The following is a 25,212-nucleotide window of genomic DNA, read 5'->3' on the forward strand; positions in this document are numbered from 1 at the left end:
AGAAATAGGTCAAAAGATGAGGAAAAGCGACAGAATAGCGGCGAGACTATCGACAGCGCGGTGATCCGGTGAGGCCTCTGCCGCACCGGAGATCAGCAGGAGGAAAACCATGGAAGCGCGTCGCCGCCAAGAGGCCCCCGCGGAGCTGATGTGCAACAGCACCGATCCGCAGCCGCACAGCCCCCTGATGCTCTATACCGAGCATCAGCGCCTGGCGATCGCGCTCTGTCCGCCGCTGGCGATGGCCGCCAGCCACTGGCACGCCCAGGTCGAGCTCAATATCCCTTTCGACGGCGAGATAGACTACCGCATTCACGATCGGACGCTGCGCATCCCGCAGGGACATATCGCCCTGTTCTGGGCCTGCACCCCCCACCGCCTCGTCGATCCGGGGCGCTGTCGCAGCATGGCCCTGCTCAGCCTGCCCATGCATCTGTTTCTCGCCTGGCCGTTGGATCCGCAGCTGCTCAGCCACATTACCCACGGCAGAGTGTTGACCTCTGCGCACCCGGCGCGGCTAACGCCCGTTGAGATCGGACGTTGGCAGCAGGATCTGCAGAGCCCATGCCCGCAGATGCGGCAGCTGGCCAGCGATGAAATCCTGCTGATGCTAAAGCGCTTTAGCCTCTCCGGCTGGCACGCCATGCAGCCCGGCGGCGACGATCCGCGCGCGGGCAGCGGCCAGGGGCTCTCCCGCCATGCCTTGTTCTACGTCGGCCAGATGCTGACCTTCACCGCCGCCCACTACGATCGTGCGCTGACGATAGAGCAGGTCGCCCGGCACGTCGGCCTCAACGCCCACTATGCGATGGGGCTGTTTCAGCGGGTGATGCAGATGACCCTGAAGCAGTACATTACCGCCATGCGCATCCACCATGTCCGGGCGCTGCTGAGCGATACCGACAGAACGGTCCTCGATATCGCGCTCACGGCGGGGTTCAGCTCCAGCAGCCGCTTTTACAGCACCTTCAGCAAATACACCGGCATGTCGCCGCAGCAGTACCGTCGGCTGGCGCGCACGGGCGCGACGCCGCACTCCTCAGTAGATTAATTTATCGCCATATTGCTATTTATTAGCAATAAATACTAAATTTAAATTTTTTAATAGCTACAAAGTCCAACAAAATGGTATTTTCAGGATCAAGTCGCTAGCCAGACTCATTCATCACACATAATCAGCCAAACTCGTTGACACCCACCACGCCGTTTAACGTTGGTTTAATTTCAAAATGAATGCGTATGTAATAATTTATTACCAACGCAAGCATCGCTTTTATAAGCGTGTATTATAAGCAATTCATTAGATGCTGATTAAAATAGAACCGCCGCTTTTACAGATAGGTTCCGCTATTCTGTTAAGCGTATTAACCATGAGCGCAGCAGATGCTGCTAGCGCGCCTCAAGCGGTAAAAAATACCCTTGTCCTTTCTCAAGAAGCATTAAAAACGCACCCTCAGATTATTTTCCAAGGCATGATCCAGGCGGTGATAAAATCAGACGCCGCCGCCGTCAAGATCTTGCTGCCTCTTTATCAGGCGCAGGCAGGATACGATCCGATCCTGGCCGCATGGGGCAAGGCTATTTTAGCCAAAGAGGACGGTAACTATCGCGACGCCATTCGTTATTACCGCCGCGTCATCGCCAAGGAACCACAGCTAAATATTGCCCGACTGCAGCTGGCTATCGCGCTGTTTCAGAATAAAGACCGCGCCTCTGCGCTACTGCAATTCAATAAGCTGCGGGCTAATAGCAACGGCGAAAGAGTCAATGAGATAGTGGATGGCTATATCAGGGCAATACAGCGGAAAGACAGCTGGTCATTCAACGTAGGCGTTAACTATATTAATGAGAGTAACATTAATAATGCGCCAGACGCTAACGTAAAAATTGGTCAGTGGCAGGCTGAGAAACGGCAAAGCGGACAGGGCTTTTCCTACTATCTTAGCGGTAGCAAAACCTGGTCATTGCCGGAGGGGCTGTTCAGCGAGGTCCGTACGCTGGCCTACGGGAAGTACTTCACCAACAATCATCGCTACGATCAGGCAACGGCCCGTCTGAGCGCAGGTCTGGGCCTACGCGATATCAACGCCTCCCTGCTGCTCTTGCCCTTTATAGAGCGCGAATGGGCATCGGATAATCAGGCGCCCTCCCTTTCTAGCGAAGGAGCATCGCCGGGGCTGCGTATTGAGACAGAATACCGTCTGAGCCCTCGCTGGAAAATCGATGTTGACGCTGAGAAAAGTCACACTACGAATAAACATCACGCCCAACGCGACAGCAAAAATCATCTGCTGTCTGCGACACTCTATTATTTTCCCAGCCCCGAGCAATTTTGGTTTTGGGGTAGTGACTACCAGCGTGAAAACGTTGAGCGTAAGAGCATAGCCTTTCAGAAAATAAAGTGGCGAGGCGGCTGGGGAAATGAGTGGCCGGGCGGCATATCCAGCATCATGCAGATAAACTACGCCAATAAGTTTTACGATAGCGCTGACTTCTTCGGAATTCAGCAAAGAAATAAAGAGTACGGCGCCCTGATAACGCTCTGGCACCGTGACATTTATTACTTTGGTATCACGCCAAAAATCAACCTGTCATATTTTAAAAGTGACAGCAATCATCCATTTTATGAATACGATAAAAAAATGGTCTTTCTGACCTTTAGCAAGCTTTTTTAACGATAGGGATAACAATGAAACCACGCTATAGCACACTCTTCTTACTCTTATCCTCTGCGCTGTTGACCGCCTGCGGCGGCGGTGGCAGTGGCGGCGGCGGTAGCGATGCCGCGCAGGCGCAGGCCATCGCGCCGGTGGCCCCGGCCTCCCAGTCCATCGCGCCGGTAGCCCCGCCCTCCCAGCCCATCGCGCCGATGGCTCCGGCCTCCCAGCCCATCGCGCCGGTGGCTCCCGCCTCCCAGCCCATCGCGGCAGCGCCCGAGGTGCCCCCCGCCGCGCTCCCTGCCGCCGCCTTCGGTGAGCCAGGGGCGGTATACCGCGCACAGCTGCGGGAGATCGGCCCCCATGACACCATCAAGATATACGGTTTTGACGCACTCAGCCCCGACAGCGAGTTCACCGTTAAAGTCGAGGGGACCGATATCGCCATCGAGGTCACGCCCCTCCCCCAGCGCCATGAAAAGGATAGCCGCACCATTAACGATCAGACAGTCCTGACGCTGCGCGATGCCGATGGCAAGCTGGCGGGTTACTATGGCCATGTGCACACCTATACCCACCGCGAGACGGCGCAGGATGAAGACGATCAGGATCAGACAACCAGCAGCCTGGTCTACGCGGTCAACGCCAGCGAAAGGCACCGCCCTGAAACCCAGGCGGACTATGAAGGCACGCTGTTTTATAACCACTTCGATATCCAGCGCGAGGCCGCCATCCGCCTGCACTATCAGGACAACAAGATCACCGGCGATATCAAGGGCAGCGGCCTAGCCCGCGATATCGACTACGTTATCCGAGACGATGGCGGCAACACCGTCAGCGAGGAGGGCGCCTTCGGCGCCAGACTGCACCATGTCAACGCGCCGCGCAACGCGGTGAACGGCCACCTGATCGGCGGCTTCTATGGCAAAGAGGGTGAAGTCGCCGCCGGCGAAGTCAAATTTATCGATGACTACAGCGTAGAGCGCGGCGGCGTCTTCGGCGCACAGCGGGTCAAGCGCGACTGATCCGGCCTGGGCATGGCGATACCGCCATGCCCTATGCCTATGCCTCCCCGTCGGCGGCGCGCGCCAGCGTTAGGGGGATCTCCGCCCGGGCCATCGCCCGCACCGCCGCCTCCGGCAGCCCATCGTCGCTGATGATCAGCTCAAACTGCGCCAGCGGCAGGGCCAGCCAGGTCGCTATCTGGCCATACTTCGTCGAGTCGCACACCAGCACCCGCTGACGGCTGGCCTGCGCCACCGCGCGCTTCACGCACACCTTCGCCTCATCGGGGGTGGTAATGCCGCGCAGGCTCCAAGAAGAGGCCGAGATAAAGGCCTGATCGATAATCACATTACGCAGCATTGCCGCCGCCGCCTCGCCGGTGCAGGAGCGGTTCTCCCGGCACACCGCGCCGCCGGTGTGAATAATTGTGCAGCTGCCGTGATCCATTAGAAAATCGGCGATCACAAAGTCATTGGTCACCACCGTCAGATCGGCCACCGCCGTCAGCTGCCGGGCAATGCTCAGCGTCGTAGTACCGGCATCCAGATAGATGCAGCTGCCCGCGGCAACCCGGCCGGCCGCCAGCTGACCAATGGCCTGCTTCTGCCGCTCCGCCATGGCCGTCTTGGCCTGATGCGATGGCTCCTGGGCCAGGCGCGCCGGCGACTGAACCCCGCCGGAAACCGCCACCACCGCCCCCTGCGCCTCCAGCTTCTGCACATCCCGCCGCACGGTCATATGCGAAACCTGCATACGACGGGTCAACTCCGCGATGCTTACTACCCCCTTCTCCGCCACGATGGTGAGGATCATCTGTCGCCGCTCTGCAGGGATCACCGGTGCCTCCTTAGTCTGTTTTCGCCAATTTTACGCCATTTATCTTACCGCAGTGTAGCCGGGCTACTATCGCAGCGCCCTATCTCACAAATATTCACGCATATGTGAATATTTGTGAGGATAAACACGGTTGCCGCGCGCCAGCACGCTTAATATTCACACAAAATAACATCCACTAACTTTAAGTAACATGGAGGGGCACTATGGCAACGACGACAGCCTACCGGGTTGGCGTAGTGGGGCTCGGCGCGATGGGAATGGGTGCCGCGCGCGCCTGTATCGACGCCGGACTGATCACCTATGGCGCCGATATCGATCCCGACGCCCGCCAGACGCTGCTGCAGTACGGCGGACGCGATGTCGCCGCCAGCGCCGTCGACTTTGCCGCGCAGCTGGATGCGGCGCTGATCCTGGTCGTCAACGGCGCGCAGGCCAAAGGGGTGCTGCTGGGGGAGAATGGCCTCGCGCGTCACCTGCGCCCCGGCACGGCGGTGATGCTCTCCACCACCCTCTCCGCCGCCGACGCCCGCGAGATCGCCACCGCTCTGGCGGCCTACGATCTGGAGACGCTGGATGCCCCGGTCTCCGGCGGCGCGCTCAAGGCCCGGGCCGGTGAGCTGACCGTGATGGCCGCCGGCAGCCAGCAGGCCTTTGCCCGCCTTCAGCCGCTGCTGGACGCCATCGCCTCCACGGTATATCCCCTGGGCGACGACATCGGCCAGGGCGCCACGGTCAAGATCATCCACCAGCTGCTGGCCGGCGTCCATATTGCCGCCGCCGCCGAGGCCATGGCGCTGGCGGCGCGCGCCGGGATCCCGCTGGAGCAGATGTACCAGATCGTCACCCACGCGGCGGGCAACTCCTGGATGTTTGAAGACCGTATGCGCCACGTCGTGGCGGGCGATTACCGGCCGCGCTCGGCGGTCGATATCTTCGTCAAGGATCTCACCCTGGTCGCCGAAACGGCCAGCGCCCTGCGCTTTCCGCTGCCGCTGGCCTCGACCGCCCTGACCATGTTTACCGCCGCCAGCAGCGCCGGACTCGGGCGGGAGGACGACAGCGCGGTGATCAAGATCTTCGCCGGTATTCCCCTGCCGGGCGTAGACGCTAAGGAGGCTCCATGAGCCGTCTGGGCGTCATCGCCGATGATTTCACCGGCGCCACGGATATCGCCAGCTTTCTGGTGGAGAACGGCGTCGCCACGGTACAGTTTAACGGCGTACCGTCGCAGGAGGCGCCGCCGACCTGCCGGGCGCTGGTCATCAGCCTGAAGATCCGCGCCTGCCCGCCCCACCAGGCGATCGCCCAGGCGCTACGGGCGCTGGCGTGGCTGCAGCGCCAGGGGTGTCATCAGTTCTACTATAAATACTGCTCCACCTTCGACAGCACCGCGCAGGGCAATATCGGCCCGGTCACCGACGCGCTGATGCAGGCCCTGCGGCTTCCCCTTACCGTCCTCTCTCCGGCGCTGCCGATCAACGGGCGCACCGTCTACCAGGGCTACCTGTTTGTGATGGATAGGCTACTGGCGGAGTCCAGCATGCGCCACCACCCCCTGAATCCGATGCGTGACAGCTACCTTCCCCGGCTGATGGAGGCCCAGGCCAGCGGACGCTGCGCCGTGATCCCGCTACAGACGCTGGCGCGCGGCGCCGACGCAACGCGACAGGCCCTTGAGGCGCTGCGCCAAGAGGGCTACCGCTATGCGGTGCTGGATGCCACGGAGGAGCGCCATCTGCATATTCAGGGCGAGGCGTTGGCGGATCTGGCGCTGGTCACCGGCGGATCCGGGCTGGCTATCGGGCTGGCGCGCCGCTGGGCTCACCGCGCAGCCGCGGCACACGACGCCGGCTATCCACGCGCCGGGCGGGCCATCGTGCTCTCCGGCTCCTGCTCCGCCATGACCCAGCGCCAGGTGGCGCACTACGCCGCCCGCGCCCCCTGGCGACAGATCGAGGTCGACCGCTGCCTGACGCCGGAGGCGCGCCGTCGCTACGCCGATGAGCTGAGCGAGTGGGCGCTGGCGCAGCCCGCCGCCGACCCGGCGCCGCTGCTCAGCGCCACGGTGTCCGTGCAGCAGCTGACGCAGACGCATGCCCAGCACGGCCCACGGGCCAGCCAGGCGGTAGAGGCGCTGTTCTCCGCGCTGAGCGAACGCCTCGCCGCCGGCGGGATCGTGCGCTTCATCGTCGCGGGGGCGAGACCGCCGGGGCGGTCTCCCAGGCGCTCGGCGTCAGCGGGTTTTACATCGGCCCCACCATCGCCCCCGGCGTGCCGTGGGTCAACGCGCTGAACCGGCCGCTTTCGCTGGCGCTGAAGTCCGGCAACTTCGGCGCCGAGGCGTTCTTTACCCATGCCCAGTCGGCGTTTCCCGTATGACGCAGCGCGCAGACGCCATGCAAACCCAGCGCACTGAGATGGTGCAGCTCGCCGCCTCGCTGTTTCAGCGCGGCTACGCCACCGGCGCCGCCGGTAACCTGTCGCTGCGCCTGGCGGACGGCAGCCTGCTCGCGACGCCCACCGGCGCCTCGCTGGGGCGGCTGTCACCGCCGCGCCTGTCGCACCTGAGCGCCGACGGCGTATGGCGCGGCGGCGACCAGCCCACCAAGGAGCTCCCTTTCCATCTGGCCCTGTACCAAAACAGCCCGCGCTGTCAGGCCGTGGTCCACCTGCACAGCCCCTGGTGTACCGCCCTCTCCTGCCTGGAGGGGCTGGATCCGCGCAGCGCCATCCGCCCCATGACCCCTTACCTGGTCATGCGGGTGGGCGATGTGCCCGTGGTGCCTTACCACCGCCCCGGCGACGCCCGGCTGGCCGATGCGCTGGCCGCGCTGGCGCCCAACCACCGCGCCTTTCTGTTGGCCAACCACGGCGTCGTGACCTATGGCGACAGCCTGCAGGAGGCCGTCAACAACGCCGAGGAGCTTGAAGCGACGGCCAGGCTGGTTTTCATTCTGGCCCGTCACCCCGTCCGCTATCTGAGCGCTGAGCACATCGCCCAGCTGAGGAGCTGATCATGCCGCGTTTTGCCGCCAACCTATCGACGATGTTCTGTGAATACCCCTTTACGGAGCGCTTTGCCGCCGCCGCACAGGCGGGGTTTCACGCCGTGGAGTTCCTGTTCCCCTACGGGCTGCCGGCGGCCGATCTCCGCCGCCGACTGGATGCTCACCACCTGACCCTGGCGCTGTTCAATACCCCGCCGGGCGACGCCAACGCGGGGCAGTGGGGGCGGAGCGCGCTGCCGGGCGCCGAGGCCGCCGCCCGCGCCGACATCGATCTGGCGCTGACCTACGCACAGGCGCTGGGGTGTCAGCGGGTCCACGTCATGGCGGGCGTCATTCCGCCGGGCGAGCGCCCCGCCGCCTGCCGACGGGCGTTTATTCGCAATCTGCGCTACGCCGCCGACCGCTTTGCCGACCACGGCAAACAGATCCTGGTGGAGGCCCTCAGCCCCGGCATCAAACCCGGCTATCTGTTTTCCAGTCAGTACCAGGCGCTGGCGATCGTCGATGAGGTGGATCGCCCCAACCTCACCATTCAGCTGGATCTCTTTCACGCCCAGCGGGTCGATGGCAACCTCACCCAGCTGATCCGGGACGCTGCCGGACGCTATGGCCACGTCCAGATCGCCTCGGTGCCCGACCGCCGCGAGCCGGACGAGGGAGAGATCAGCTACCCGTATATTTTCAACCTGCTGGATCAGGTGGGCTACACGGGCTGGGTCGGCTGTGAATATACCCCGCGCGCCGAGACGCTCTCTGGGCTGGGCTGGCTGACCGCCCTGCGCTAGCCGCGCCCCGCGGGGCATCGGACCCCGCTCAACGCCCGCCGCACGGCGGTGCATCACCACAGGAGGCCGACAGCATGTCAACCATCGCGCTACTCTCCATCGCCCTGCTCGGGGTGATCTTGTTACTGTGGCTGGTCATCCGTCTACGGGTACAGCCCTTTGTCGCCCTGCTGCTGGTCAGCTTTCTCGTCGCGCTGGCCAGCGGTATCCCGCCCGGCGAGGTCACCAAGGTGATGATCGCCGGCATGGGGGGCGTCCTCGGCTCGGTCACCATGATCATCGGCCTCGGCGCCATGCTGGGCAAAATGGTCGAGCGCTCCGGCGGCGCAGAGTCGCTGGCCAACGGCTTCAGCCGCCGTCTGGGGCCGAACCGCACCGTCGCCGCCCTGACGCTGGCGACCTTTTTCCTCGGGATCCCGGTGTTCTTTGACGTCGGCTTTATCATCCTGGCCCCCATCATCTACGGCTTTGCCAAGGTCGCCCGGACATCGCCGCTCACCTTCGGCCTGCCGGTGGCCGCGGTGATGCTGACGGTGCACGTGGCGCTGCCGCCCCACCCCGGGCCGGTCGCCGCCGCCGGGCTGCTGGCGGCAGACGTCGGCTGGCTGACCCTTATCGGTCTGGCGGTGTCCATTCCGCTGGGCGTCATCGGCTATTACGCGGCCAAGTGGCTCAGCCGACGCCGCTACGCGCTCTCCATCGAGGTGCTGGAACAGATGCAGCTCACCCCCGCCGACGCGGGCAACGCCCCGCCGCAGTCCGATCGTATCAATCCGCCGAGCGCCGCGCTGATCGTCGGGCTCATCGTGGTTCCCATCGGGCTTATCATGATCGGCACCGTCTCGGCGACGCTGATGCCGGCCGATCACCCCCTGCTCGGCACGCTGCAGCTGCTGGGCGCCCCGGCCACGGCGCTGATGATAGCCCTGCTGCTGGCCTTTTGGCTGCTGGCGCTGCGCCGCGGCTGGAGTCTGCCGCATACCGGCGACGTCATGGGCAGCGCGCTGCCGACGGCGGCGGTCGTGATCCTGGTGACCGGCGCCGGCGGCGTCTTTGGACGGGTGCTCGTGGCGTCCGGGGTCGGCGCCGCGCTGGCCGCTACGCTACAGGCCATGGCGCTGCCGCTGCTGCCCGCCGCCTTCATCATTTCACTGGCGCTGCGCGCCTCGCAGGGGTCGGCGACCGTCGCCATCCTGACCACCGCCGGCCTGCTGGCAGAGGCCGCCGCCGGACTCGATCCGCTACCGCGCGTTCTGGTCACCCTGGCCGCCTGCTTCGGCGGACTGGGCGCATCGCACATCAACGACTCGGGGTTCTGGATCGTCACCCGCTATCTTGGGCTGTCGGTGGCCGACGGTCTGAAAAGCTGGACGCTGCTGACCACCCTGCTCGGGTTCAGCGGGTTTATCATCGTCTACGGGATCGGGCTGGCTATCGGCATGTGATGCGCCGCCGCGGGCGGCAGCCCGACGGGCTAGCGGGAGCGCGGCGCCGTATGCTCATGCGCGGCATACGGCGCCCCGAGGGGGAGGGAGAAATTACCTGCGCGCGCTGGCGTCCGGATGGGCGGCCAGCCACGCCTTCATCTCGTTGATCTCTTTCTCCTGAGAGGCAATGATGCTTTTCGCCAGCTGACGCATCTGCGGATCTTTACCGTACTTCAGCTCGACCTTGGCCATCTCAACGGCGCCGATATGGTGCGGCAGCATCCCGGCGGCGAAGGCCACATCGGGATCGTTGCTCATCATGCCCTTCATCATATCCTCATGCATGGTGCCCATGGCGCCGTGCAGCTCATGGTGCATCGCCGCCGCCTGCTCTGCGGGCAGATCGGCCGCCAGCGCGGGCGCCGCGGCAGCGGCCAGTAATAACGCGCTCGCTAACGCTATCGTTTTCATACAACGCTCCTGTTCGGTGGGATACTGCAGATAATCCTAATCCCTCCCCTAAGGGGAAGGTCAAGCGTTTAATTTACTGATGTAAAAGGACTTTAAAAATCAGTGTCCACATAGCGACCACACTTTGGTAAAAGCGCCCGCTTACAAAAAGGCCCCGCATAATTTGCGGGGCCTTTTTTATATAGCCAGATTCAACTGCTCTTTACCGCGATGTGAAGCCGGGAAAGCATCATGAGGGATGAAGCTATCCGGCAGAGGGTTTTCTTTCTGTCGCCTGGTCAGGCGCTCCACGCTTTCCAGGGTGGAGAATCCAACACCACATTCTAGGCTGTTGCACTGATAAAACTTGCGCCTGACGGTGTTGGTGTCATTCATCGGTGAACTGGTTCTGATGCGGGCTGATGCACCGCAAATCGGACATCTGAACATAATGGCTCCCCCACGGGAGTTGAACTCCTGGCCATTGTATTCTGCTTATTCCATTTCGGCTATCCATTCGGGAATTTTGGCTTCCAGCTCCAACTGCGTGGTAAATCCGCCGCTGTCGTCAATCACATGCTCCGCTTTTGCAATGATCCAGTCCTGGTTGTCGATTTCCGTTTTAAACCCCGATACCGTACCGTGCATTTCCGGGTAGAGGTCAGCTCGGCCACGCGCCAGAGTGATAGAGAATTCCGCAGCACCCCGCTGTAGCTGTTGCCACTTGGCTGCCGCCGCTCGCTTTGCTGCCTCTTCGTTCTGGTAGGTTTTCCGCAGGATATACACGTTGCCTTCGGCCCCTTCCATGTAGTCACCTTCGCGGCGACAGCTCTTTTCTTTTTGGGGCTTTGATGGCTTGCGGCGTTTGACGCTTACTTTTTTCTTTTTGCCAAAGTTCAGGTCCAGCCAGTAAGCCTGTACCCCGGTATAGGCCTGTCTGTCTGCAATGCGGAAACGGTGCCGGTCTCCGTGGCTTCTTGTCAGTGCAAAAGAGGGTAACGGTTTACCGTTAGCCGTGATACCACCTCCCGGCTGGATAAACAGCAGGTAGCCATTTTTTACGGTGGTAATAGCGCCCAGCATGTCGGCCATCCTCGTTAAAAAAGACAGGTCGCTTTCTTCAGTCTGGTCAGCGTGGTCAATTTCGATATTCATCAGCATTTCACTGATCTGCGCCTTCAGTTTGTAGCGATGGGCGATCGCGGAGACTACGCGTTCAACCGTCACGTCATGCCAGGATACTTCCCGCTTAACGTTGAACTCCTCCCGAAAATCGGCACTGCTGGCGGTGATCAGCAGCGTATCAGGCGGGCCCTCATGGGATATTTCATCCACTGTATAAAGCCCCTTGTAAATCAGTGGATCGCCTTTCCATCCTATCGACAGTGCCAACTGTGTACCGCGCGGCGGCAGCTGTACCAGCCCATCCGCATCATCCACGCTAAGGGTGATTTGGTCCGCCTCAAATCCCCGGTTGTCGGTTATTGATACCGACATGATTCGGTCATTCAGGTCAGACAGTGCATTACCTCCGGCGGTGATGCTGTAATCAGGACACTTTATCGCATCGTCCAGGTTGTCCAGCCAGCTATTGATTTTCAGGTTGAGTGGGTTAGTCGGTGTCATAGCGCCTCCGTTGCTCCGCATGATTTCACGCGCGCGCGGGAAGCGATAACCCCTTTTTATTGTGGCCTGAAGGTCAGAATCCTTAATACGTGAAGTGGCGGCAGGCATAGGTAATTATCACTGCGAACTCAAACAACATAATGGTGGAAAACATGACTGAAGAGCGTTTCCACGGTGCGCGCGTCAGAGAACATACCGACCTGGTGACAGCCATTGATGACATTGACTCCAGTGTGATCGGGATTGTCGCCGTGGCGGATGATGCTGACGCCGACACCTTCCCCCTGAATAAACCCGTTCTTCTTCACCGGGTCAACGACGCGCTTGGCCTGACGGGGAAGACCGGGACGCTGTACAAGAGCCTGAAGGCTGCAGCCGACCAGGTCAGCACAAAAGTCATCGTCGTGCGTGTTGCAGGGGCGGAGGCTGGCGAGGGCAAAAAAACGCAGTCGCAGCTGGTAATTGGTGGTACGGAGCCTGATGGCACCTATACCGGGATGTATGCCCTGCTGGTTGCCGAACAGGATGAACGTATCGGATATCGTCCGCGTATTCTGGCGGCTCCCGATCTCGACACGGAAGAGGTGACCTCCTCACTGTGCGTCATTGCTGAGAAGCTGCGCGCCTTTGTTTATGCCGGGTGCAACGGATGCGAAACGATGGCGGATGCCATCGCCTACCGTGCCACCTTCGCATATCGCGAGCTGATGCTTATCTGGCCTGACTTTATCGCCTATAACCCGCTGTCCGGCAAAAATGAAGTCTTCCCGGCCTCGGCATATGCCTGCGGTCTACGCGCACAAATCGATCACGCCCAGGGCTGGCACAAGTCACTGTCAAACGTCCCGGTCAAAAACGTGCTGGGGATTTCAAAACAGGTGTTCTGGTCTCTTCAGGCTGAAGATAGCGACGCCAACGCACTGAACAACAAAGAAATCACCACGCTGATTAAGCGTAATGGTTTTCGTTTTTGGGGCAACCGCACGCCGGATACCAAAGACTATATCTTTGAGGTCTACACCCGAACCGCCCAGGTGCTGGCCGACAGCATTGCAGAGGCGCAGTTTGAAGATGTTGACGAACCGCTGACACCGGCGAACGTGAAAGATGTTATCAGCGGTATCCGCGCGAAGCTGGATAAGTTGGTGACGTCCGGGCGTCTTATCGGTGCGGAATGTTGGTATGACGTAGTGGACAATAGCACCACTGACCTTCGTCAGGGCCGGGTGCGCATCCGTTATAAATACACGCCGGTGCCGCCGCTGGAAGATCTGACGCTGCACCAGACCTTCACAGACGAATTCTTCGGGCCTGCATTTGCTTCTTTGGGAGGTGCATAAATGTCTGTTCCTCACAAACTCCGCCTGTTCACCTGCTTTGTGAACGGCGATAACCAGATCGGGAAAGTCACTTCATTTACCCGCCCGAAGCTCAGCCGCAAGCTGGAAGACTACCAAGGGGGCGGCATGATTGGATCCGTTGGTGTGGATCTCGGGCTGGATGCTGGGGCGCTGGATTCCTCCATTGAATTCGGCGGCGTGATTAAGGCGCTTTTTCTTGAATATAGTGCAGATATCGACGGCACCCGCCTGCGCTTCGCTGGTGAATACTACACCGATGGTGACAGCCAGCTTGTTGAAGTAGAGCTGCGCGGACGCTTTACCGAGCTTGACGGCGGCGACAGCAAACAAGGGGAAAACACCGTCGAGAAATACACGTTCAAATCGACGTATTACAAATTCTCCATCGACGATAAGCCGATTATTGAGATTGACCTGCTGAACTTTATTTACAAGAAAGACGGCAAGAATATCTACCCTGACCGTATCACGTCTGCCCTGGGAATGGGCTGATCATTAACCATGATGGCGGCACATCGGTGTGCCGCCCGGAGACTCAACGATGAAAAAAATGATACTGCAGCAGTAGCGGCTAGCAGTGGTGTGACACTGGCCCAGCCGATTGTGCGCGGCGAAGAGAAGATCACCTATGTGGAGATTGGCGAGGCAATTAAGCAGTCTGGCTCGCTACGCGGCCTGTCGCTCTCGGACGTGCTCAACATGAAGACGGATACACTGGTGACACTGTTCGCGCGCGTAACCTCACCACGTCTTAAAGAAAGTGAAATTAAAACGCTGGCCACCGCTGATTTTATCGCGCTATCTCAGGCGATCGTGCCTTTTTTGGTGCCTACGAGCTCTGGAGCACAGAACGAGCCGGAGACGGAAGCACTGTAACGGTGGTGAAATTTGATCAGATTGAAGAGCTGGTCGCCGATATTGCCGTTGTTTTTAACTGGTCGCGCACCGATATCTACATGATGGATCCGGGTGAGGTTATCACCTGGCGCGAACGGGCCGCGCGACGTAGCGGAGCCCGTGAAGATGAAGACACTTGATATCCGTATCGCCTTCAGCGCGATCGATAAACTTACCCGACCTGTTGAGACCGCCCGCCAGAGTGTGGGCGGTCTCTCTAATTCCCTCAAAAAAACGCAGTCCGATATTGAATCACTTGGCACGCAGTCAAAAGCGTTTGTCCGCCTGCGCGAGAGCTTCACCAAAACCACCGAAAAGATCCAGGCGACACAACGGGAGCTAAACGGACTCAGGCAGGCGCAGCAGGCCGGGAATGCAATGACAGACAAGCAGCGCGAGCATATGGCGCAACTTGCCGCAAAGCTTAGCCGTCTGAATGAAGTCCGCACCCGAGAGAAAGAGAAGCTGCGTGAAGCGACAGCGATGATGGTCAGGCATGGCATCACGCTTTCCGGTAGCGATCGAACCATCCAAAGCGCTATACGGCGTACCGAACAGTACAACCAAACGCTGGAGCGCGAACGGCAGATGCTGGCGCGGGTGACGCAGGCGCGTGCACGCTATGACCATGCCCAGCAGATGGCGGGTAAGTTACGCGGTGGTGGTGCGGTTGCCGTGGGGGCCGCTACCGTTGCTGGTTATGGCGCCGGTCGCTTTCTGGCTCCTGCTGTCGGTTTTGATAGAGAAATGTCCCGAGTACAGGCGCTGACCCGCATTGATAAAAGCAGCGCCACGTTTACCGCTCTGCGTGAGCAGGCTAAAAAACTGGGGGCTGAAACGCAGTTTACCTCCCGTGACGCCGCCAGCGGTCAGGCATTTCTCGCAATGGCGGGCTTCACACCACAGGCCATACAGGCTGCGCTACCCGGTGTTCTCAATATGGCATTGGCCGGCGGGATGGAGCTGGGCGAAAGTGCCGATATCGGATCAAACATTCTGTCTCAGTTCAAGCTGGATCCCAAAGAGATGGACAGGGTCAGTGATGTGCTGACGGCGGCATTTACGCGTACCAACACCGACCTGACCAATATTGGCGAGGCGATGAAGTACGCCGGTACGGGGATGGCAGGCCTTGGCGTCAGCGTCGAACAGACCACTGCGATGATCGGCGTAATGGCCAACGTGGGGTTGCGCGGCAGCATCGCCGGCACGGGTTTGCAGTCCACCTTCTCCCGCATGGCTGCACCAACGGGCAAAGCCAAAGATGCGCTAAAGGAACTCGGGGTCAGCGTCGCCGATGCAACCGGAAAGATGCGACCGGCAGAAGTTGTCCTTGCTGATGTTTACAAAGCCGTCAGCAAATACGGCGACGTGGATAAGCTTTCATTCTTCAAAGATATTGCTGGCGAGGAAGCCGCAAAATCCTTCCAGGCACTGGTGCAGTCAGCGGGCAGCGGTGAGCTGCAAAAGCTGCTTGCTGAACTGAAAAAGGCGCAAGGGGAATCCGCCGCGGTTGCGAAAAAAATGGCGGACAACCTTGATGGGGATCTGAAAAACCTCGACAGCGCCTGGGAAGGATTCCGCATCCAGATTGAAGAGTTGCTTGATGGGCCGTTACGTGGACTGGTTCAGGCGCTCAGCGATGTTGCTGGGGCAATGACGGCCTGGGCAAAAGAAAACCCCCGGTTAACGCAGACATTGCTGATCATTGGCGGTAGCGCGTTGGCCTTTACGGCCATCGTCGGCGGATTGTCTCTGGTTGTTGGGCTGCTTCTGGGCCCAATCGCAAAACTGCAACTTGGCTTTGCCCTACTCACCGGGACAAAAGGGCTTGGTCGGGCCATTCCGATGTTCTCCCAGCTGCGCGCGCTCATGGGCGGACCAATGGGAAGTATCAAAGGCTGGCCCGTAGCGTTCTCCTCTATGGCGACAGGGGCCGGCAGGCTTACGGGTTTCCTGGCACCACTAAGGGGAATGCTGCTGGCGGCGTTTGCCTCACCCGGTGCAGCGCTGGGTTCTCTGGTGCGTGGCATCGGGATGTTAGCACTCCGCCTTACGGGTATTCCTGCTCTATGGGGAGTGGTCACCGGCGCGGTATCGGTGCTGGGCGGTGCATTGTCGTTGCTGTTGAGCCCCATAAGTCTTGTCGGTGCGGCATTTGTCGCGGCTGGCCTGCTGATATGGAGATACTGGGAGCCCATCAAGGCATTTTTTGGCGGTGTGTTCAGCGGGATTATAGAAATGCTGGCACCGCTCCGTGACTCGTTTGCACAGTTTAGCCCGCTGTTTGATGCAATTAGCAATGGCATCAGCCAGGTATGGAGCTGGTTCAAAGAACTCCTTAGCCCGATGGAGTCCAGCAAAGAAACGCTGGATAAGTGCGCCAGCGCGGGGGAAGTTTTCGGTAACGTGCTCGGCGGGGCGCTGCGACTGGTGCTGACTCCAGCTAAAGCCCTTCTTGATACGCTGGCCTGGATACTAGAAAAGCTAGGGGTATTGCCCGATGAAGCAGAAAGGGCCAGAAAGAAGATCGAGGATGCGCAGAGCACTGCGTTATTGCAGGGCAAAGTTGCGCTCTTACAGGGTGATATTGCGAAAATCACCCCCAAAAAAACAGATGCTAGCACGGTAACGCCGTCCGTAATAAATACACCCCTTAGCGGTGATAACGGGACGCAACGGCGACTACAAAAAATATCTGACAACACGGGTGGCATGCTTCAGGAGACGAAAAAGCGGATAGGTCCCGGCGATATCGTCTTCAAGAACCTACCCCGTGCGCTGGCGGTACGTGGTGAATGGCAGGAGTCAAGACTTGCGCAAACCTCCGCGACTATCGCCCCGACGCTTGCCCCGGTCGTTGCAGCAGCGGCCGCACCAGTTGTACAGGCCATGTTACCTCCGGTCACGCCGGCGGCCACCGCCAGAAGTGACGGCGCTGCAAGCGGGTTTAACGGTGAAATTCACGTTCATCTGCATAACGTAGTGACGCAGAACCCCCGTGAGCTGGCGAAGACGGTTGGAGAAATGGTGAAAGCAGAATTAGAGCGGCTGACCCGCGCAGGTCGCGGCAGTTTCCGAGATCGTGATTAGGGTAAGGAGATAACAGCATGATGATGATTTATGGCATGTTTGTGTTTGAGCTAAAGACGCTGCCACATCAGCAGCTACAGCAAAATAAGTCCTGGCGGCACGTCAAAAACGAGCGCATTAACCGCTCGGCAAGCTGGCAGTATATTGGCGCCGGTGAAGATCAGATCACGCTTGCCGGCGTGCTTTACCCAGAAATTACTGGTGGCGAGATCTCACTAACGGTATTGACCACACAGGCCTATACCGGGCGCCCCTGGCCGTTGATCGATGGGACAGGGCAGATTTACGGGATGTATGTTATTACCGGGCTGCAAACCACCCGCTCTGAGCTTGATCGTTACGGGAAGGCAAAAAAATTGAGTTCTCAATAAGTTTTCAGCGTTGCGATGAAGACCTACGCGAGCGGCTTCAGTCTTCATCTGTTGGCGATCTGTTAACCGGCCTGAAGGATGGGGCTAACACGGCGTATAATTCAATAAACAGCACGCTGTCCGGGATGGTGTAGCGTTACAGAGCATCGGGGGCGGCCAAATATGGGGACAGCCTTACTGATTTCCTGACGCTGGGAACCGTTTATATAGAGTAGAAACACCCACATCAAATATCATCGCCACGCGCCGCTGCGGCTCTCCTGCTGCGAGCAGCCGACCAGCCTGTGCCCATGCTTCAGGCGTCAGCTTTGGCCCGCTCCACCGGCGCCGTAGTCCAGACGGGTGCCGCTGTATCAACGCGCATCAGCAGTACCCGATAGCGTTTCCACTCAGCCAACGCCGCGGTTTCTGCGGCGGTCGCTATCCCCGCATCGACAGCGTCCTGCCGCCACGCAATCTCAGCATCAGCGGTGGCGCGCAGCTGTATTTTTTTAGCCTCAGCCTCTGCTATTACCTCATCCTGAGTCGGTGGGGGATTAGCTATATCCATCGCTTCTTTTTCAGTGATGGGGATAATGCTAGGTTTTATAAATTTATCTTGTGAACCGTCAGAAGCGTACGCGTACACGCAATGATTATCATCTTTAAAGTATTTCACTATGACAGCTCCGACCATGTTGTAGTTATAGGATTTGAACCAACGTACCCCTTCACTATATACGTGCTACCAGGTGGAACTATGGCCAGGCATCCAGCGGTAAATGAGGCGTAATCTGCATTTATATTTTTGGCAGTGGCAACAATAACATCATCAACAGATATTCCTGATGTACCATTTATTGGGGGTTTTACCTCCACAAAAACAACTATTGGCCTCTTTTCGCTATTTACATAATTAACCCCAACGGATCGAGATGATAATACGTTTTTCCATGTCTGACCTATCCCGATCTGTTGGGATAGTCTGACGTCATCCCCAGCCGCCACGGTTCCTGACGTCGTGCCGACATCCCGTTTCGCCGCTTCCCCCAATTGAAGGTATTTGAGAATCCCAGCAACGTCCTTCCCGCTGATGTCGGTAAGCGTGCTGTCTAGCGGTTGCTTTCCTGCCAGCTGCCTGATCATTTCGTTGGCAAAATTCGGATTATTATTCAGTGCAGCGGCAATCTCCTGCAGAGTATCCAATACCCCCGGAGCCGATCCGACAAGCGACGCGATCTTTGCCGCAACGAACGCCGCGTTGGCAATCTCTAAACCGCTGGCCGCCGTCGGCGGGGTCGGCGTGGTCGGCGCTCCGGTGAGTGTGGGGCTATCGATCGGTGCTTTAGTCTCAGCCAGCGCCCGGACTTTTTTAACGGCGGCCGGCGTAGCCGCCTTATCCTCAGCTGCACTATTATCGTCGCTGCTTAGCTGCACAAAGCCCTTGGCAGCTGTTGTCGCGTCTGGGTGATTGCGTGACCGCGCATGGGCCTCCAGCTGGCTATCAACATACGCACGCACCTCAATTACCTTATCATCGACATACTGGCGCGTTGCCAGTACGACGGCGGGATCAATCTTCAGTGTTACCGCTTCGGTGCTGCTGACAATCAGGATCACGCGGATGGCCTGAACGCGTCCACTTCCCTCCTGCAGCTGCGGCTTGTAAGTCTCCGCGCAGTTGGCAACAGCAATCATGTCGCCGTCTTTGTCGAACAGACCGATTTCGCGGATCCACCATCCGCCCACATCTTCTGGTATGACTTGCTCCGCGATTATTTGGCTGGCGTTTGCCGGGTCGACGGTCAGCATATTTAGCGGAGCGCGACGCATTTCATGCACCAGCGCGGTCTGTGCAGGATTCGGGGTTGGTAGTACGCCGTTGCCATCGCCTACGGCCATCTGGGTGATCTCAACCTTCGAGCCCAACGCCGCGGCTTTTGCCAGTTTTGCCGCCCCGATATTGGTTAACAGGGCTAGATATTTAGTCGCCAAATGCTACCTCCACGGTATCAGTAAAATGGACTGCCGCGCCGGTGTAGCCGCCACCGCTTACGGATATGGTTTCAGGAAAATAGGGGTAAACGGTTAGCGTATCCCCCGTGTAACATCCAGCACCTGCGGTGATTGCGCCCTGCGTCTGCAATGACAGAGTGAGCCCCGTCAGGTGGCGGCTCCGAGGCTTTGCATCATCAATCAGGCGCTCCAGCTCGCGGTAGGTTTCCTCGGTGATCCCCTGTTCCTGAATGCCAATCTCAAGCCTGAAGGTGCCCGGCTCTTCGTTGCTCTGCCACCACTCGATCACCCGCAGTAAAAAACCGAAAGGCTCAACAACACGCTTCAGCGCTGAAATCGTGCCTTTGTGACGATGAACGAGCCATGCGGCCTTAATCACCTGTCGCTTTGTCTGCTCTGACCAGCTCTTGTCCCAACGGTCAACGGACAGCGCCCAGGCAAGATAGGGAAGCAGATCAACGGGGCATTCGTCCAGGTTCCACAGTTTGCGAAGGTCAACCGGAATACGATCAATCCGTGACGTGACTTTCTCCACATCCCGCATGAAGCGACTGGCAGAAGGTGGGAGTAGGCTGTTATTCATCCGTTCCCCCGACCGTGATAGTGAATGACTCGCACCGTGCTGCCTGCGTATCGTTAATAACGATATCGCTGATGGGGTCCGGCAACACCACGCGCTGGACACCCTGCACATGCAGTGCCGCCATAATGGCGGAGCGGGCAACGTCGCGGCCAATCTTGCCCTGCTGGCTTACCCATGCCCGCAGGGCGTTCTCAGCGGCGGTACGGATGGGCTCAGACTCCGGCCCCGGATAGAGATACAGAACGGCGTTAATGCGGTAATTCACAATCTCCGCCGCCTGAACAATCAGGCGATCGGCAACCGGTCTTTTGTCGTCAGCAGACAGCGCTTTAGTAACGGTTTCCAGTAACGCTTGACCTGGCGTTCCGTCTCCTTCGGTGGAGAGCACGGAAACCACGACCACGGCAGGCGATGGGCTGGTTGCTTTGGCGTCAGCCACCTTACCGCTGGCGCTTTTGGCAAAATATTCATACGCACCAGTTGGCCCCGCGACGCTCAGACCTTCAAAAGCAGCCTGAATGCGTAACCGGAATGCAGCGTCGCTTTCATCGACGGCGTCAGTGGTATCAGTGGCCTCCTGAGTGACCAGGCGCTGGGTATTATTGTTGGCTCCCAGATTGTCCAGGTCGCCTAAGGTGGCGTGACTCAGCATGCACGCTGCAGCACCGTCATTGATGCGCTGCATAAGCATCATTTCCCGGTAGGCCACCACCTGGGCGATGACGTTCAACGGCTCAGACTCCAGATCCAGCGCGGCAGCAACAGCGGCCTGCTGCTCCTGTGGAAATGCCTCAACCATGAATGCCTTAACCTCGACAAGGATCGTCTCGAAGTCCAGCACTTTAATGATCTGCGGCCGTGGAAGCTGCGATAAGTCAATCGTCGCCATGGCTGCTCTCCCGCAGTGTCATCGTGACGGTGGCCGGTTGCATGTTCCGGGTGATAATGCCGGTGAGTTCCGCTATAGCCCGTCCGTCCCTTGACCAGCGAATATCAATGGTGTTGAGCGCAATTCGGGTTTCCCAGCGTGCCAGCGCGATAACGGCGGCGCTCATGCACTGAAGGCGGGTGGCATCATTCTGAGGCTCATCAATCAGGTCTGGCACCAGACTGCCGTAATCACGCCGCATCACCCGACTGGCAAGCGGTGTAGTCAATATGTCTTTCACTGAGTGCCACAGCTGATCGGCATCGTTCAGGGTGCCGGTCCCGTTGGGATTCATCCCCGTGTAGCTCGCTGTCATTTAGTACCCTCCGTCCAGTCCCCGCCCTGCTTCACACCACCGTGACCGTGGTTATCAACCTGCACGCCGTTAGAGGTCATTTTTCCACCGCTGTGCTCAATATCACCGTGCATCTCGCCGCCTTTTGTGACTTCAAACGTGGCGGCTTTTAGATGATTAGTGCATTCCACAACAGGCGCATCCAGCGTGACGCTAACCGCTACCTCAATCTTCGCGGTCCTCATGCCGGTAGCTTCCAGCGCGCTGGCGTCGGCGTTGTAGCGAACAACAGCACCGTCCGGTGCCGTTATCACGATTTCTTTCAGGCTGCTGCCCGGTGCCGGATGGTCATTGCTGTACAGGCTTCCCAGAACAATGGCGGTCTCCGGGTTGCCGCCGATGCAGGCAATAGATACCTGCTCCCCCACGGAAGGCGGGATCCAGATATTGAACCCTCCGGCCCGTGAAGCATTCCAGCGTAGCCAGCCCGTTTCCAGATTCCCGCTACGCACGCGGACACGCCATTTTTTTTATCAACGGCAAAAATCACGCCGATGCGAATGATGTTTTCCAGCAGGCGCATCAGTTCGGCGTTCATCGTGCAGCGCCTCCCAGGCTGTTAATGGTGGTGTTATAAATCAGCCCCTCATCCGCCGAAGACAGCCCCAGCAGCTCACGGACAGGGTATTTAGCAATCACGCCCGGCCCAACCTGGTCACGCTGGCCATACTGGTGTACACGGGCAATACGTGCGGCCACGCCGTCATAACCCACGGTTACACCCTGTGCGTCAGGGTGCATCTTCAGAAAGCGCAGCGTACGCAGGCGCTCAAACATCGGCGCTTTGCGGGCAGTATCGCGGCGCAGCGCGCGCGTATTAATTTCCAGATAGCGTTCAATATCGCTGCGGTAAAAAGTTCGAATGTCATTACGATCGGTATCAAAACCGGTGATAGTGCGTCCGTATTTACCTCGCCCGCCGTGCCAGTTTTTCAACGTCCTGACCTCATCATTCCATATAAATTTAATGCCCTGCTGCGAGCGAATGATCCGGCGTTTGCGTTGTGGGTACGCGGCCCCGTCTGGGCCTTTCTGCGCCCGGACTCGGCGCTGCTGGCTGCGGCGTACCTCCTGTCCAATGAGGCGGGCAGAGCGAGTCCGTCCTGATGCTGAAAGACTGGCGAGAATATCGCTAAATACTTTATCCAGCTCACGAAAGCGATCGTCACTCATACCGCGGCCTCCCACGTCACGCCTTCAAAAACAGCACTCCAGTCCCCTCCCATTGAAGGAATGCGTGGTTTAGGCTCCGGCAGGTGTTCTGCATGAATGGTTCCGTCGCCCTTGCGACTGACCTTCACGCGCTCCAGAACGGGAATTTCATAGAGAATATCGGCGCTGTCGTCGTCATTGATGGCGACTGAAAACTTAATATCTTTGTTCTTCTCCGGGTTCAGCAGCAGATCCGGCTGGTTGTGCCAGAGCCATGCCATCAGCGGCAAGGTGAAATCGTCGATATCGCCCGGAAAATCCATGGCGAAAAACACCAGGTTATAGCGATAGGCAAAAGAGGGTGTTTCGCCGGTCGTCTCAATGCCGCCGCTTTCCACAAAGACCGTGAATTTCTCCGGGTTGGCTTTACACCAGCGGCTGGCGTTGACCATTGCTTCCCGCAGCGAGTTAATTTTCAGCATGGCAGCACCTTTTTAACGTGCGAAACGCTCAATCGCGCCCGCAATAATCAGCAGATAAATAAGCGTCCAAAATGGATGTTCAGCAATAAAATCAAATAACGTCACTGTCCGGCTCCCGCGTGCTCAGCTAATCGTTTCAGGCGGCGAATGTCGATCTCACCAATCGCGGCCTTATCGGCATTACAGCTATCCAGCGCATCGCGCAGGCGATCACTCCAACTGGCTATTCCGCCCCATGTGACGGGGCTTGACAGTTCCGGCCGTGGCGTTGCGGCCGTCAGACTTTCCGGAACCGGTTCGCACACCATTTGCACCCGCGGCACTGGCGTGGCGGTCTTGCAGGCTGTTACTGACAGCAGCAGGCACAACAGTGTTAGCGCACGCATCGTTTTTCGTTGCTTCACGCATGTTTTCACGCCGGGTTTCTCCTAGTACGTTTCGTTGCTGTTCATCTGCCTGTCGTTGTGCCAGTACCGCGGTGACGTCTGCCTTTATCGCCCGCAGCTCATCCATGATTTCGCCGGTCTTTTTCAGCTCACGGGAAAGTTCGTCATTGCGAACCGAATCTTTCCCGCGCTGGTTTGTCTGCCAGAGTAAGCCCCCGGTGACCAGCGCCAGCAGCAAGCAGAGCGTGATTGTCTGATTCACCCCGACACCTCAACATCCCGCAGGCACCAGGCCTTAAAATCGATGCGACGGTTGAACAGTCCCTGTACACGTCTCCCGCCGCTGTTAACGAAATCAGTCAGCCGGTTGCACATGGGAGCCCACTGATGTGCCTGAGCCTGTTTCCAGATAGTGGTACGCTGACGTATTCCATTTCTATCTTTGAACCACATCAGGCCAGAACAGCCCAGGTTATAGGCCGCGTCCGTCATGGACTCAAACGCAGACTGTGGCATATTCGCGCCGTTAAAATTCTGGTTAATGCAGTTTTCTGCATGGTGCAGACCATTAACCCAACGTGTCGCCACTTCGCTTTCGCTGTACAGCCGGTTTTGCACATTGCCAGTGGATCCACAGCCGACCGTTGCTACTCCAGCAATATCCCGGTAGGGGGTGGCGCGGCAGTCTTCCCATGTGGCAATTTTTACCTGTGCATCTTCGGATGTGCGTAGGGCTTCCGGGGCCAGCGAGATACCCAGAGCCACGATGACGGCGACGGCGTAACGCTTAACGGGAAGATTCATCGCAATGCCCGTCATGCTGTAGCAGCTCAAGCGCCCGGCGTTCCGCTTCGCACAGGCTCCTGGCTTCAGACTGACTGAGGATCTGTGCAATCAGATCGTTACGGCGCTTTTGCGCCCGTTCCATCCTGCCACGATGCAGCCAGGCGCGGGCCAGTGAAAGCACCCCCAACAGCAGACCCGCCATCGCGATCTTTTCGCTGATGGTCATTACGCCGATACCGGTGACCACCACTGACATAAAAAAAGTGATGTGGTCATGTATCCGCTGGAATATATTCAGCCCCATAGCTGTACCATCTCCCGTAGTTTCTTTTGCCCCTGATCCGGCAGCTCCACCTCTTGACCAGGGTTCAGAAATAACTGCTTACTCAGCCCTGGATTGGCTGCGATCACTTTCTCCGTCATCCCCTGCGTGGTGCCGTAATGACGCCAGCACAGTAAATCCACGGTGTCGCCCTGTAGCGCTTTCACCTTCATCAGCAAAGCTCCGCCCAGATACGCTGAGCGCCGCGAATATCGGCAATGGCCCAGCGAACATCGCGCCAGAGGTCTTCCGCCTGGGTATCCAGCGCGTCCGCTTTCCGGTCGCTCTTGTTGGTGGTATCCACGTCGCGGGCGTTCTCAAGAATAAGCGCGCGGGAAGCGGCGTAGACCGCACGGCGGTAGCGGTGAATATTGACGCTCTCGCCGTTGATTTCTCGCGGAGGCACTTCGGGCTCGCCATTCGGTTTCATGGTCGGGGCGTCCGCCAGCGTGGTGTAGCCCGCTGCCAACTGTTGCCGCTGCCACTCCTGAAGCTCATCGGTAACATGCGCGACGGCCTCGGTGGTGACGTACATCAGCCGTGAAGTGGTCGTCCTGCCCGGAATACGGCTGGCAAGGCGCAGCTCACGAAGCACAATGTCAGGCCAGAACGCTCCGGCTGTGACTTTCTCTTCACCATCATCAATATCGGTGGTGTCGTTCTCTGCAGGTGCTATACGAGGCTTTGCCACCATGCTCATAGGGTG

29 protein-coding genes and 4 pseudogenes are annotated in these 25,212 nt (G+C 58.8%); 14 read left to right on the forward strand and 19 right to left on the reverse strand.

The genetic code is table 11. The features are described from left to right. The first annotated feature begins 109 nt into the window (after window positions 1–109). From melR to BRD58_RS09885, 3 genes are all read left to right on the forward strand, one after another. Window positions 110–1,051, forward strand: coding sequence for a transcriptional regulator MelR (gene melR / locus BRD58_RS09875; RefSeq protein ID WP_015461585.1), 942 nt, complete (start codon window positions 110–112; stop codon window positions 1,049–1,051). 253 nt (window positions 1,052–1,304) lie between these two features. Continuing rightward, entirely contained in the window at window positions 1,305–2,675 is a 1,371-nt protein-coding gene (locus tag BRD58_RS09880; protein ID WP_041692751.1) for a surface lipoprotein assembly modifier, read from the forward strand. A gap of 14 nt (window positions 2,676–2,689) precedes the next feature. Beyond that, entirely contained in the window at window positions 2,690–3,682 is a 993-nt protein-coding gene (locus BRD58_RS09885) for a transferrin-binding protein-like solute binding protein (RefSeq protein WP_073382591.1), read from the forward strand. A 37-nt stretch (window positions 3,683–3,719) separates the two neighbouring features. Here the strand turns inward: BRD58_RS09885 and ygbI are convergent, their stop codons facing one another. Further along, window positions 3,720–4,499 (reverse strand): DNA-binding transcriptional repressor YgbI, encoded by a 780-nt coding sequence (ygbI, locus tag BRD58_RS09890; protein WP_012848758.1) that lies wholly within the window; start codon window positions 4,497–4,499, stop codon window positions 3,720–3,722. Window positions 4,500–4,702: 203 nt separating this feature from the next. Here ygbI and ltnD point away from each other — a divergent pair, with 203 nt between their 5' ends. The 5 genes and pseudogenes from ltnD to BRD58_RS09915 all read left to right on the forward strand — a co-directional run bounded on the left by ltnD (window position 4,703) and on the right by BRD58_RS09915 (window position 9,737). Next, window positions 4,703–5,623 (forward strand): L-threonate dehydrogenase, encoded by a 921-nt coding sequence (ltnD, locus tag BRD58_RS09895; protein WP_015461589.1) that lies wholly within the window; start codon window positions 4,703–4,705, stop codon window positions 5,621–5,623. Next, window positions 5,620–6,878 (forward strand): annotated as a pseudogene (otnK, locus tag BRD58_RS09900) (3-oxo-tetronate kinase). The gene ltnD and the pseudogene otnK overlap by 4 nt, the downstream one beginning before the upstream one ends. Beyond that, window positions 6,875–7,513 (forward strand): 3-oxo-tetronate 4-phosphate decarboxylase, encoded by a 639-nt coding sequence (otnC, locus tag BRD58_RS09905; protein WP_069578692.1) that lies wholly within the window; start codon window positions 6,875–6,877, stop codon window positions 7,511–7,513. Before otnK ends, otnC begins: the two are co-directional and overlap by 4 nt. Window positions 7,514–7,515: 2 nt before the next feature. Further along, window positions 7,516–8,292: an HPr family phosphocarrier protein gene (locus tag BRD58_RS09910; RefSeq protein WP_069578693.1), complete on the forward strand. Its 777-nt coding sequence runs from the start codon at window positions 7,516–7,518 to the stop codon at window positions 8,290–8,292. Between the two features lie 74 nt (window positions 8,293–8,366). Next, window positions 8,367–9,737, forward strand: coding sequence for a GntP family transporter (locus BRD58_RS09915; RefSeq protein ID WP_012848763.1), 1,371 nt, complete (start codon window positions 8,367–8,369; stop codon window positions 9,735–9,737). 93 nt (window positions 9,738–9,830) lie between these two features. Here BRD58_RS09915 and copM read toward each other — a convergent pair whose 3' ends face one another. From copM to BRD58_RS09930, 3 genes are all read right to left on the reverse strand, one after another. Continuing rightward, window positions 9,831–10,190, reverse strand: coding sequence for a CopM family metallochaperone (copM, locus tag BRD58_RS09920; protein WP_012848764.1), 360 nt, complete (start codon window positions 10,188–10,190; stop codon window positions 9,831–9,833). Window positions 10,191–10,367: 177 nt separating this feature from the next. Continuing rightward, on the reverse strand, window positions 10,368–10,619 hold the full coding sequence (locus BRD58_RS09925; protein ID WP_073382594.1) for an ogr/Delta-like zinc finger family protein: 252 nt from the start codon (window positions 10,617–10,619) through the stop codon (window positions 10,368–10,370). A 45-nt stretch (window positions 10,620–10,664) separates the two neighbouring features. After that, window positions 10,665–11,795 (reverse strand): phage late control D family protein, encoded by a 1,131-nt coding sequence (locus BRD58_RS09930; RefSeq protein ID WP_073382598.1) that lies wholly within the window; start codon window positions 11,793–11,795, stop codon window positions 10,665–10,667. A gap of 152 nt (window positions 11,796–11,947) precedes the next feature. Here BRD58_RS09930 and BRD58_RS09935 point away from each other — a divergent pair, with 152 nt between their 5' ends. From BRD58_RS09935 to BRD58_RS09960, 6 genes and pseudogenes are all read left to right on the forward strand, one after another. Further along, window positions 11,948–13,135: a phage tail sheath subtilisin-like domain-containing protein gene (locus tag BRD58_RS09935; RefSeq protein ID WP_073383901.1), complete on the forward strand. Its 1,188-nt coding sequence runs from the start codon at window positions 11,948–11,950 to the stop codon at window positions 13,133–13,135. Further along, entirely contained in the window at window positions 13,136–13,648 is a 513-nt protein-coding gene (locus BRD58_RS09940) for a phage major tail tube protein (RefSeq protein WP_073382603.1), read from the forward strand. It begins immediately after the preceding gene. A gap of 9 nt (window positions 13,649–13,657) precedes the next feature. After that, the gene (locus BRD58_RS09945) at window positions 13,658–14,032 is read left to right on the forward strand and encodes a phage tail assembly protein (RefSeq protein WP_236721584.1); all 375 of its coding nucleotides are present in this window, start codon (window positions 13,658–13,660) and stop codon (window positions 14,030–14,032) included. Between the two features lie 5 nt (window positions 14,033–14,037). After that, the gene (locus tag BRD58_RS09950; RefSeq protein WP_073383904.1) at window positions 14,038–14,193 is read left to right on the forward strand and encodes a GpE family phage tail protein; all 156 of its coding nucleotides are present in this window, start codon (window positions 14,038–14,040) and stop codon (window positions 14,191–14,193) included. After that, window positions 14,180–17,146, forward strand: a complete 2,967-nt coding sequence (locus BRD58_RS09955) for a phage tail tape measure protein (protein ID WP_073382611.1) — start codon at window positions 14,180–14,182, stop codon at window positions 17,144–17,146. Before BRD58_RS09950 ends, BRD58_RS09955 begins: the two co-directional genes overlap by 14 nt. Before the next feature lie 17 nt (window positions 17,147–17,163). Next, window positions 17,164–17,651, forward strand: a pseudogene (locus BRD58_RS09960) (phage tail protein). Window positions 17,652–17,691: 40 nt separating this feature from the next. On the opposite strand, the pseudogene BRD58_RS09965 reads toward BRD58_RS09960, so the two are convergent. From BRD58_RS09965 to BRD58_RS10035, 15 genes and pseudogenes are all read right to left on the reverse strand, one after another. Further along, a pseudogene (locus BRD58_RS09965) lies at window positions 17,692–17,829 on the reverse strand (helix-turn-helix domain-containing protein); the annotation flags it as partial. Further along, a complete protein-coding gene (locus tag BRD58_RS09970; RefSeq protein ID WP_236721585.1) occupies window positions 17,813–18,175 on the reverse strand; it encodes a tail fiber assembly protein in 363 nt (120 codons plus the stop codon). The pseudogene BRD58_RS09965 and the gene BRD58_RS09970, both read right to left, overlap by 17 nt. Then, window positions 18,175–19,491, reverse strand: coding sequence for a phage tail protein (locus BRD58_RS09975; RefSeq protein ID WP_236721586.1), 1,317 nt, complete (start codon window positions 19,489–19,491; stop codon window positions 18,175–18,177). Before BRD58_RS09975 ends, BRD58_RS09970 begins: the two co-directional genes overlap by 1 nt. Then, window positions 19,481–20,095: a phage tail protein I gene (locus tag BRD58_RS09980; protein WP_073382616.1), complete on the reverse strand. Its 615-nt coding sequence runs from the start codon at window positions 20,093–20,095 to the stop codon at window positions 19,481–19,483. The genes BRD58_RS09975 and BRD58_RS09980 overlap by 11 nt, the downstream gene beginning before the upstream one ends. Next, window positions 20,088–20,984 (reverse strand): baseplate assembly protein, encoded by an 897-nt coding sequence (locus tag BRD58_RS09985; RefSeq protein ID WP_073382622.1) that lies wholly within the window; start codon window positions 20,982–20,984, stop codon window positions 20,088–20,090. The genes BRD58_RS09980 and BRD58_RS09985 overlap by 8 nt, the downstream gene beginning before the upstream one ends. Next, on the reverse strand, window positions 20,971–21,339 hold the full coding sequence (locus BRD58_RS09990; RefSeq protein WP_073382627.1) for a GPW/gp25 family protein: 369 nt from the start codon (window positions 21,337–21,339) through the stop codon (window positions 20,971–20,973). The genes BRD58_RS09985 and BRD58_RS09990 overlap by 14 nt, the downstream gene beginning before the upstream one ends. Next, window positions 21,336–21,916 (reverse strand): annotated as a pseudogene (locus tag BRD58_RS09995) (phage baseplate assembly protein V). The gene BRD58_RS09990 and the pseudogene BRD58_RS09995 overlap by 4 nt, the downstream one beginning before the upstream one ends. After that, entirely contained in the window at window positions 21,913–22,551 is a 639-nt protein-coding gene (locus BRD58_RS10000) for a phage virion morphogenesis protein (protein WP_073382631.1), read from the reverse strand. Before BRD58_RS10000 ends, BRD58_RS09995 begins: the two are co-directional and overlap by 4 nt. Then, on the reverse strand, window positions 22,548–23,012 hold the full coding sequence (locus tag BRD58_RS10005; protein ID WP_073382635.1) for a phage tail protein: 465 nt from the start codon (window positions 23,010–23,012) through the stop codon (window positions 22,548–22,550). The genes BRD58_RS10000 and BRD58_RS10005 overlap by 4 nt, the downstream gene beginning before the upstream one ends. Window positions 23,013–23,113: 101 nt before the next feature. After that, window positions 23,114–23,320 carry an Rz1-like lysis system protein LysC gene (gene lysC / locus BRD58_RS18405; RefSeq protein ID WP_073382639.1) on the reverse strand — a complete coding sequence of 69 codons (207 nt, stop codon included), beginning with the start codon at window positions 23,318–23,320 and terminating at the stop codon, window positions 23,114–23,116. Next, the gene (locus BRD58_RS10015) at window positions 23,223–23,660 is read right to left on the reverse strand and encodes a DUF2570 domain-containing protein (protein ID WP_073382642.1); all 438 of its coding nucleotides are present in this window, start codon (window positions 23,658–23,660) and stop codon (window positions 23,223–23,225) included. Before BRD58_RS10015 ends, lysC begins: the two co-directional genes overlap by 98 nt. Beyond that, window positions 23,657–24,202, reverse strand: coding sequence for a lysozyme (locus BRD58_RS10020; protein ID WP_073382646.1), 546 nt, complete (start codon window positions 24,200–24,202; stop codon window positions 23,657–23,659). Before BRD58_RS10020 ends, BRD58_RS10015 begins: the two co-directional genes overlap by 4 nt. Next, entirely contained in the window at window positions 24,186–24,488 is a 303-nt protein-coding gene (locus BRD58_RS10025) for a phage tail protein (RefSeq protein WP_073382650.1), read from the reverse strand. Before BRD58_RS10025 ends, BRD58_RS10020 begins: the two co-directional genes overlap by 17 nt. After that, window positions 24,479–24,679 carry a tail protein X gene (locus BRD58_RS10030; RefSeq protein ID WP_073382655.1) on the reverse strand — a complete coding sequence of 67 codons (201 nt, stop codon included), beginning with the start codon at window positions 24,677–24,679 and terminating at the stop codon, window positions 24,479–24,481. Before BRD58_RS10030 ends, BRD58_RS10025 begins: the two co-directional genes overlap by 10 nt. Then, entirely contained in the window at window positions 24,679–25,206 is a 528-nt protein-coding gene (locus BRD58_RS10035) for a head completion/stabilization protein (RefSeq protein ID WP_073382659.1), read from the reverse strand. The genes BRD58_RS10030 and BRD58_RS10035 overlap by 1 nt, the downstream gene beginning before the upstream one ends. Window positions 25,207–25,212: the final 6 nt, after the last annotated feature.

It is taken from the genome of Edwardsiella piscicida (genome assembly GCF_001896205.1).
Taxonomy (GTDB): Bacteria; Pseudomonadota; Gammaproteobacteria; order Enterobacterales; family Enterobacteriaceae; genus Edwardsiella; species Edwardsiella piscicida.

Bases quoted from the DNA above. Each gene is read 5' to 3' on its own strand.
- BRD58_RS09880 (WP_041692751.1), top strand. From the start codon at position 1,305: ATGCTGATTAAAATAGAACCGCCGCTTTTACAGATAGGTTCCGCTATT.
- BRD58_RS09915 (WP_012848763.1), top strand. From the start codon at position 8,367: ATGTCAACCATCGCGCTACTCTCCATCGCCCTGCTCGGGGTGATCTTG.
- BRD58_RS09930 (WP_073382598.1), bottom strand. From the start codon at position 11,795: ATGACACCGACTAACCCACTCAACCTGAAAATCAATAGCTGGCTGGAC.
- BRD58_RS10025 (WP_073382650.1), bottom strand. From the start codon at position 24,488: ATGGGGCTGAATATATTCCAGCGGATACATGACCACATCACTTTTTTT.
- BRD58_RS09935 (WP_073383901.1), top strand. From the start codon at position 11,948: ATGACTGAAGAGCGTTTCCACGGTGCGCGCGTCAGAGAACATACCGAC.
- melR (WP_015461585.1), top strand. From the start codon at position 110: ATGGAAGCGCGTCGCCGCCAAGAGGCCCCCGCGGAGCTGATGTGCAAC.
- BRD58_RS10000 (WP_073382631.1), bottom strand. From the start codon at position 22,551: ATGAGTGACGATCGCTTTCGTGAGCTGGATAAAGTATTTAGCGATATT.
- BRD58_RS09985 (WP_073382622.1), bottom strand. From the start codon at position 20,984: ATGGCGACGATTGACTTATCGCAGCTTCCACGGCCGCAGATCATTAAA.
- BRD58_RS09955 (WP_073382611.1), top strand. From the start codon at position 14,180: ATGAAGACACTTGATATCCGTATCGCCTTCAGCGCGATCGATAAACTT.
- BRD58_RS09925 (WP_073382594.1), bottom strand. From the start codon at position 10,619: ATGTTCAGATGTCCGATTTGCGGTGCATCAGCCCGCATCAGAACCAGT.
- ltnD (WP_015461589.1), top strand. From the start codon at position 4,703: ATGGCAACGACGACAGCCTACCGGGTTGGCGTAGTGGGGCTCGGCGCG.
- lysC (WP_073382639.1), bottom strand. From the start codon at position 23,320: ATGGTGTGCGAACCGGTTCCGGAAAGTCTGACGGCCGCAACGCCACGG.
- copM (WP_012848764.1), bottom strand. From the start codon at position 10,190: ATGAAAACGATAGCGTTAGCGAGCGCGTTATTACTGGCCGCTGCCGCG.
- BRD58_RS09980 (WP_073382616.1), bottom strand. From the start codon at position 20,095: ATGAATAACAGCCTACTCCCACCTTCTGCCAGTCGCTTCATGCGGGAT.
- BRD58_RS09990 (WP_073382627.1), bottom strand. From the start codon at position 21,339: ATGACAGCGAGCTACACGGGGATGAATCCCAACGGGACCGGCACCCTG.
- BRD58_RS10020 (WP_073382646.1), bottom strand. From the start codon at position 24,202: ATGAATCTTCCCGTTAAGCGTTACGCCGTCGCCGTCATCGTGGCTCTG.
- BRD58_RS10030 (WP_073382655.1), bottom strand. From the start codon at position 24,679: ATGAAGGTGAAAGCGCTACAGGGCGACACCGTGGATTTACTGTGCTGG.
- BRD58_RS10005 (WP_073382635.1), bottom strand. From the start codon at position 23,012: ATGCTGAAAATTAACTCGCTGCGGGAAGCAATGGTCAACGCCAGCCGC.
- BRD58_RS09885 (WP_073382591.1), top strand. From the start codon at position 2,690: ATGAAACCACGCTATAGCACACTCTTCTTACTCTTATCCTCTGCGCTG.
- BRD58_RS09910 (WP_069578693.1), top strand. From the start codon at position 7,516: ATGCCGCGTTTTGCCGCCAACCTATCGACGATGTTCTGTGAATACCCC.
- BRD58_RS10035 (WP_073382659.1), bottom strand. From the start codon at position 25,206: ATGAGCATGGTGGCAAAGCCTCGTATAGCACCTGCAGAGAACGACACC.
- BRD58_RS09945 (WP_236721584.1), top strand. From the start codon at position 13,658: ATGATGGCGGCACATCGGTGTGCCGCCCGGAGACTCAACGATGAAAAA.
- otnC (WP_069578692.1), top strand. From the start codon at position 6,875: ATGACGCAGCGCGCAGACGCCATGCAAACCCAGCGCACTGAGATGGTG.
- BRD58_RS09940 (WP_073382603.1), top strand. From the start codon at position 13,136: ATGTCTGTTCCTCACAAACTCCGCCTGTTCACCTGCTTTGTGAACGGC.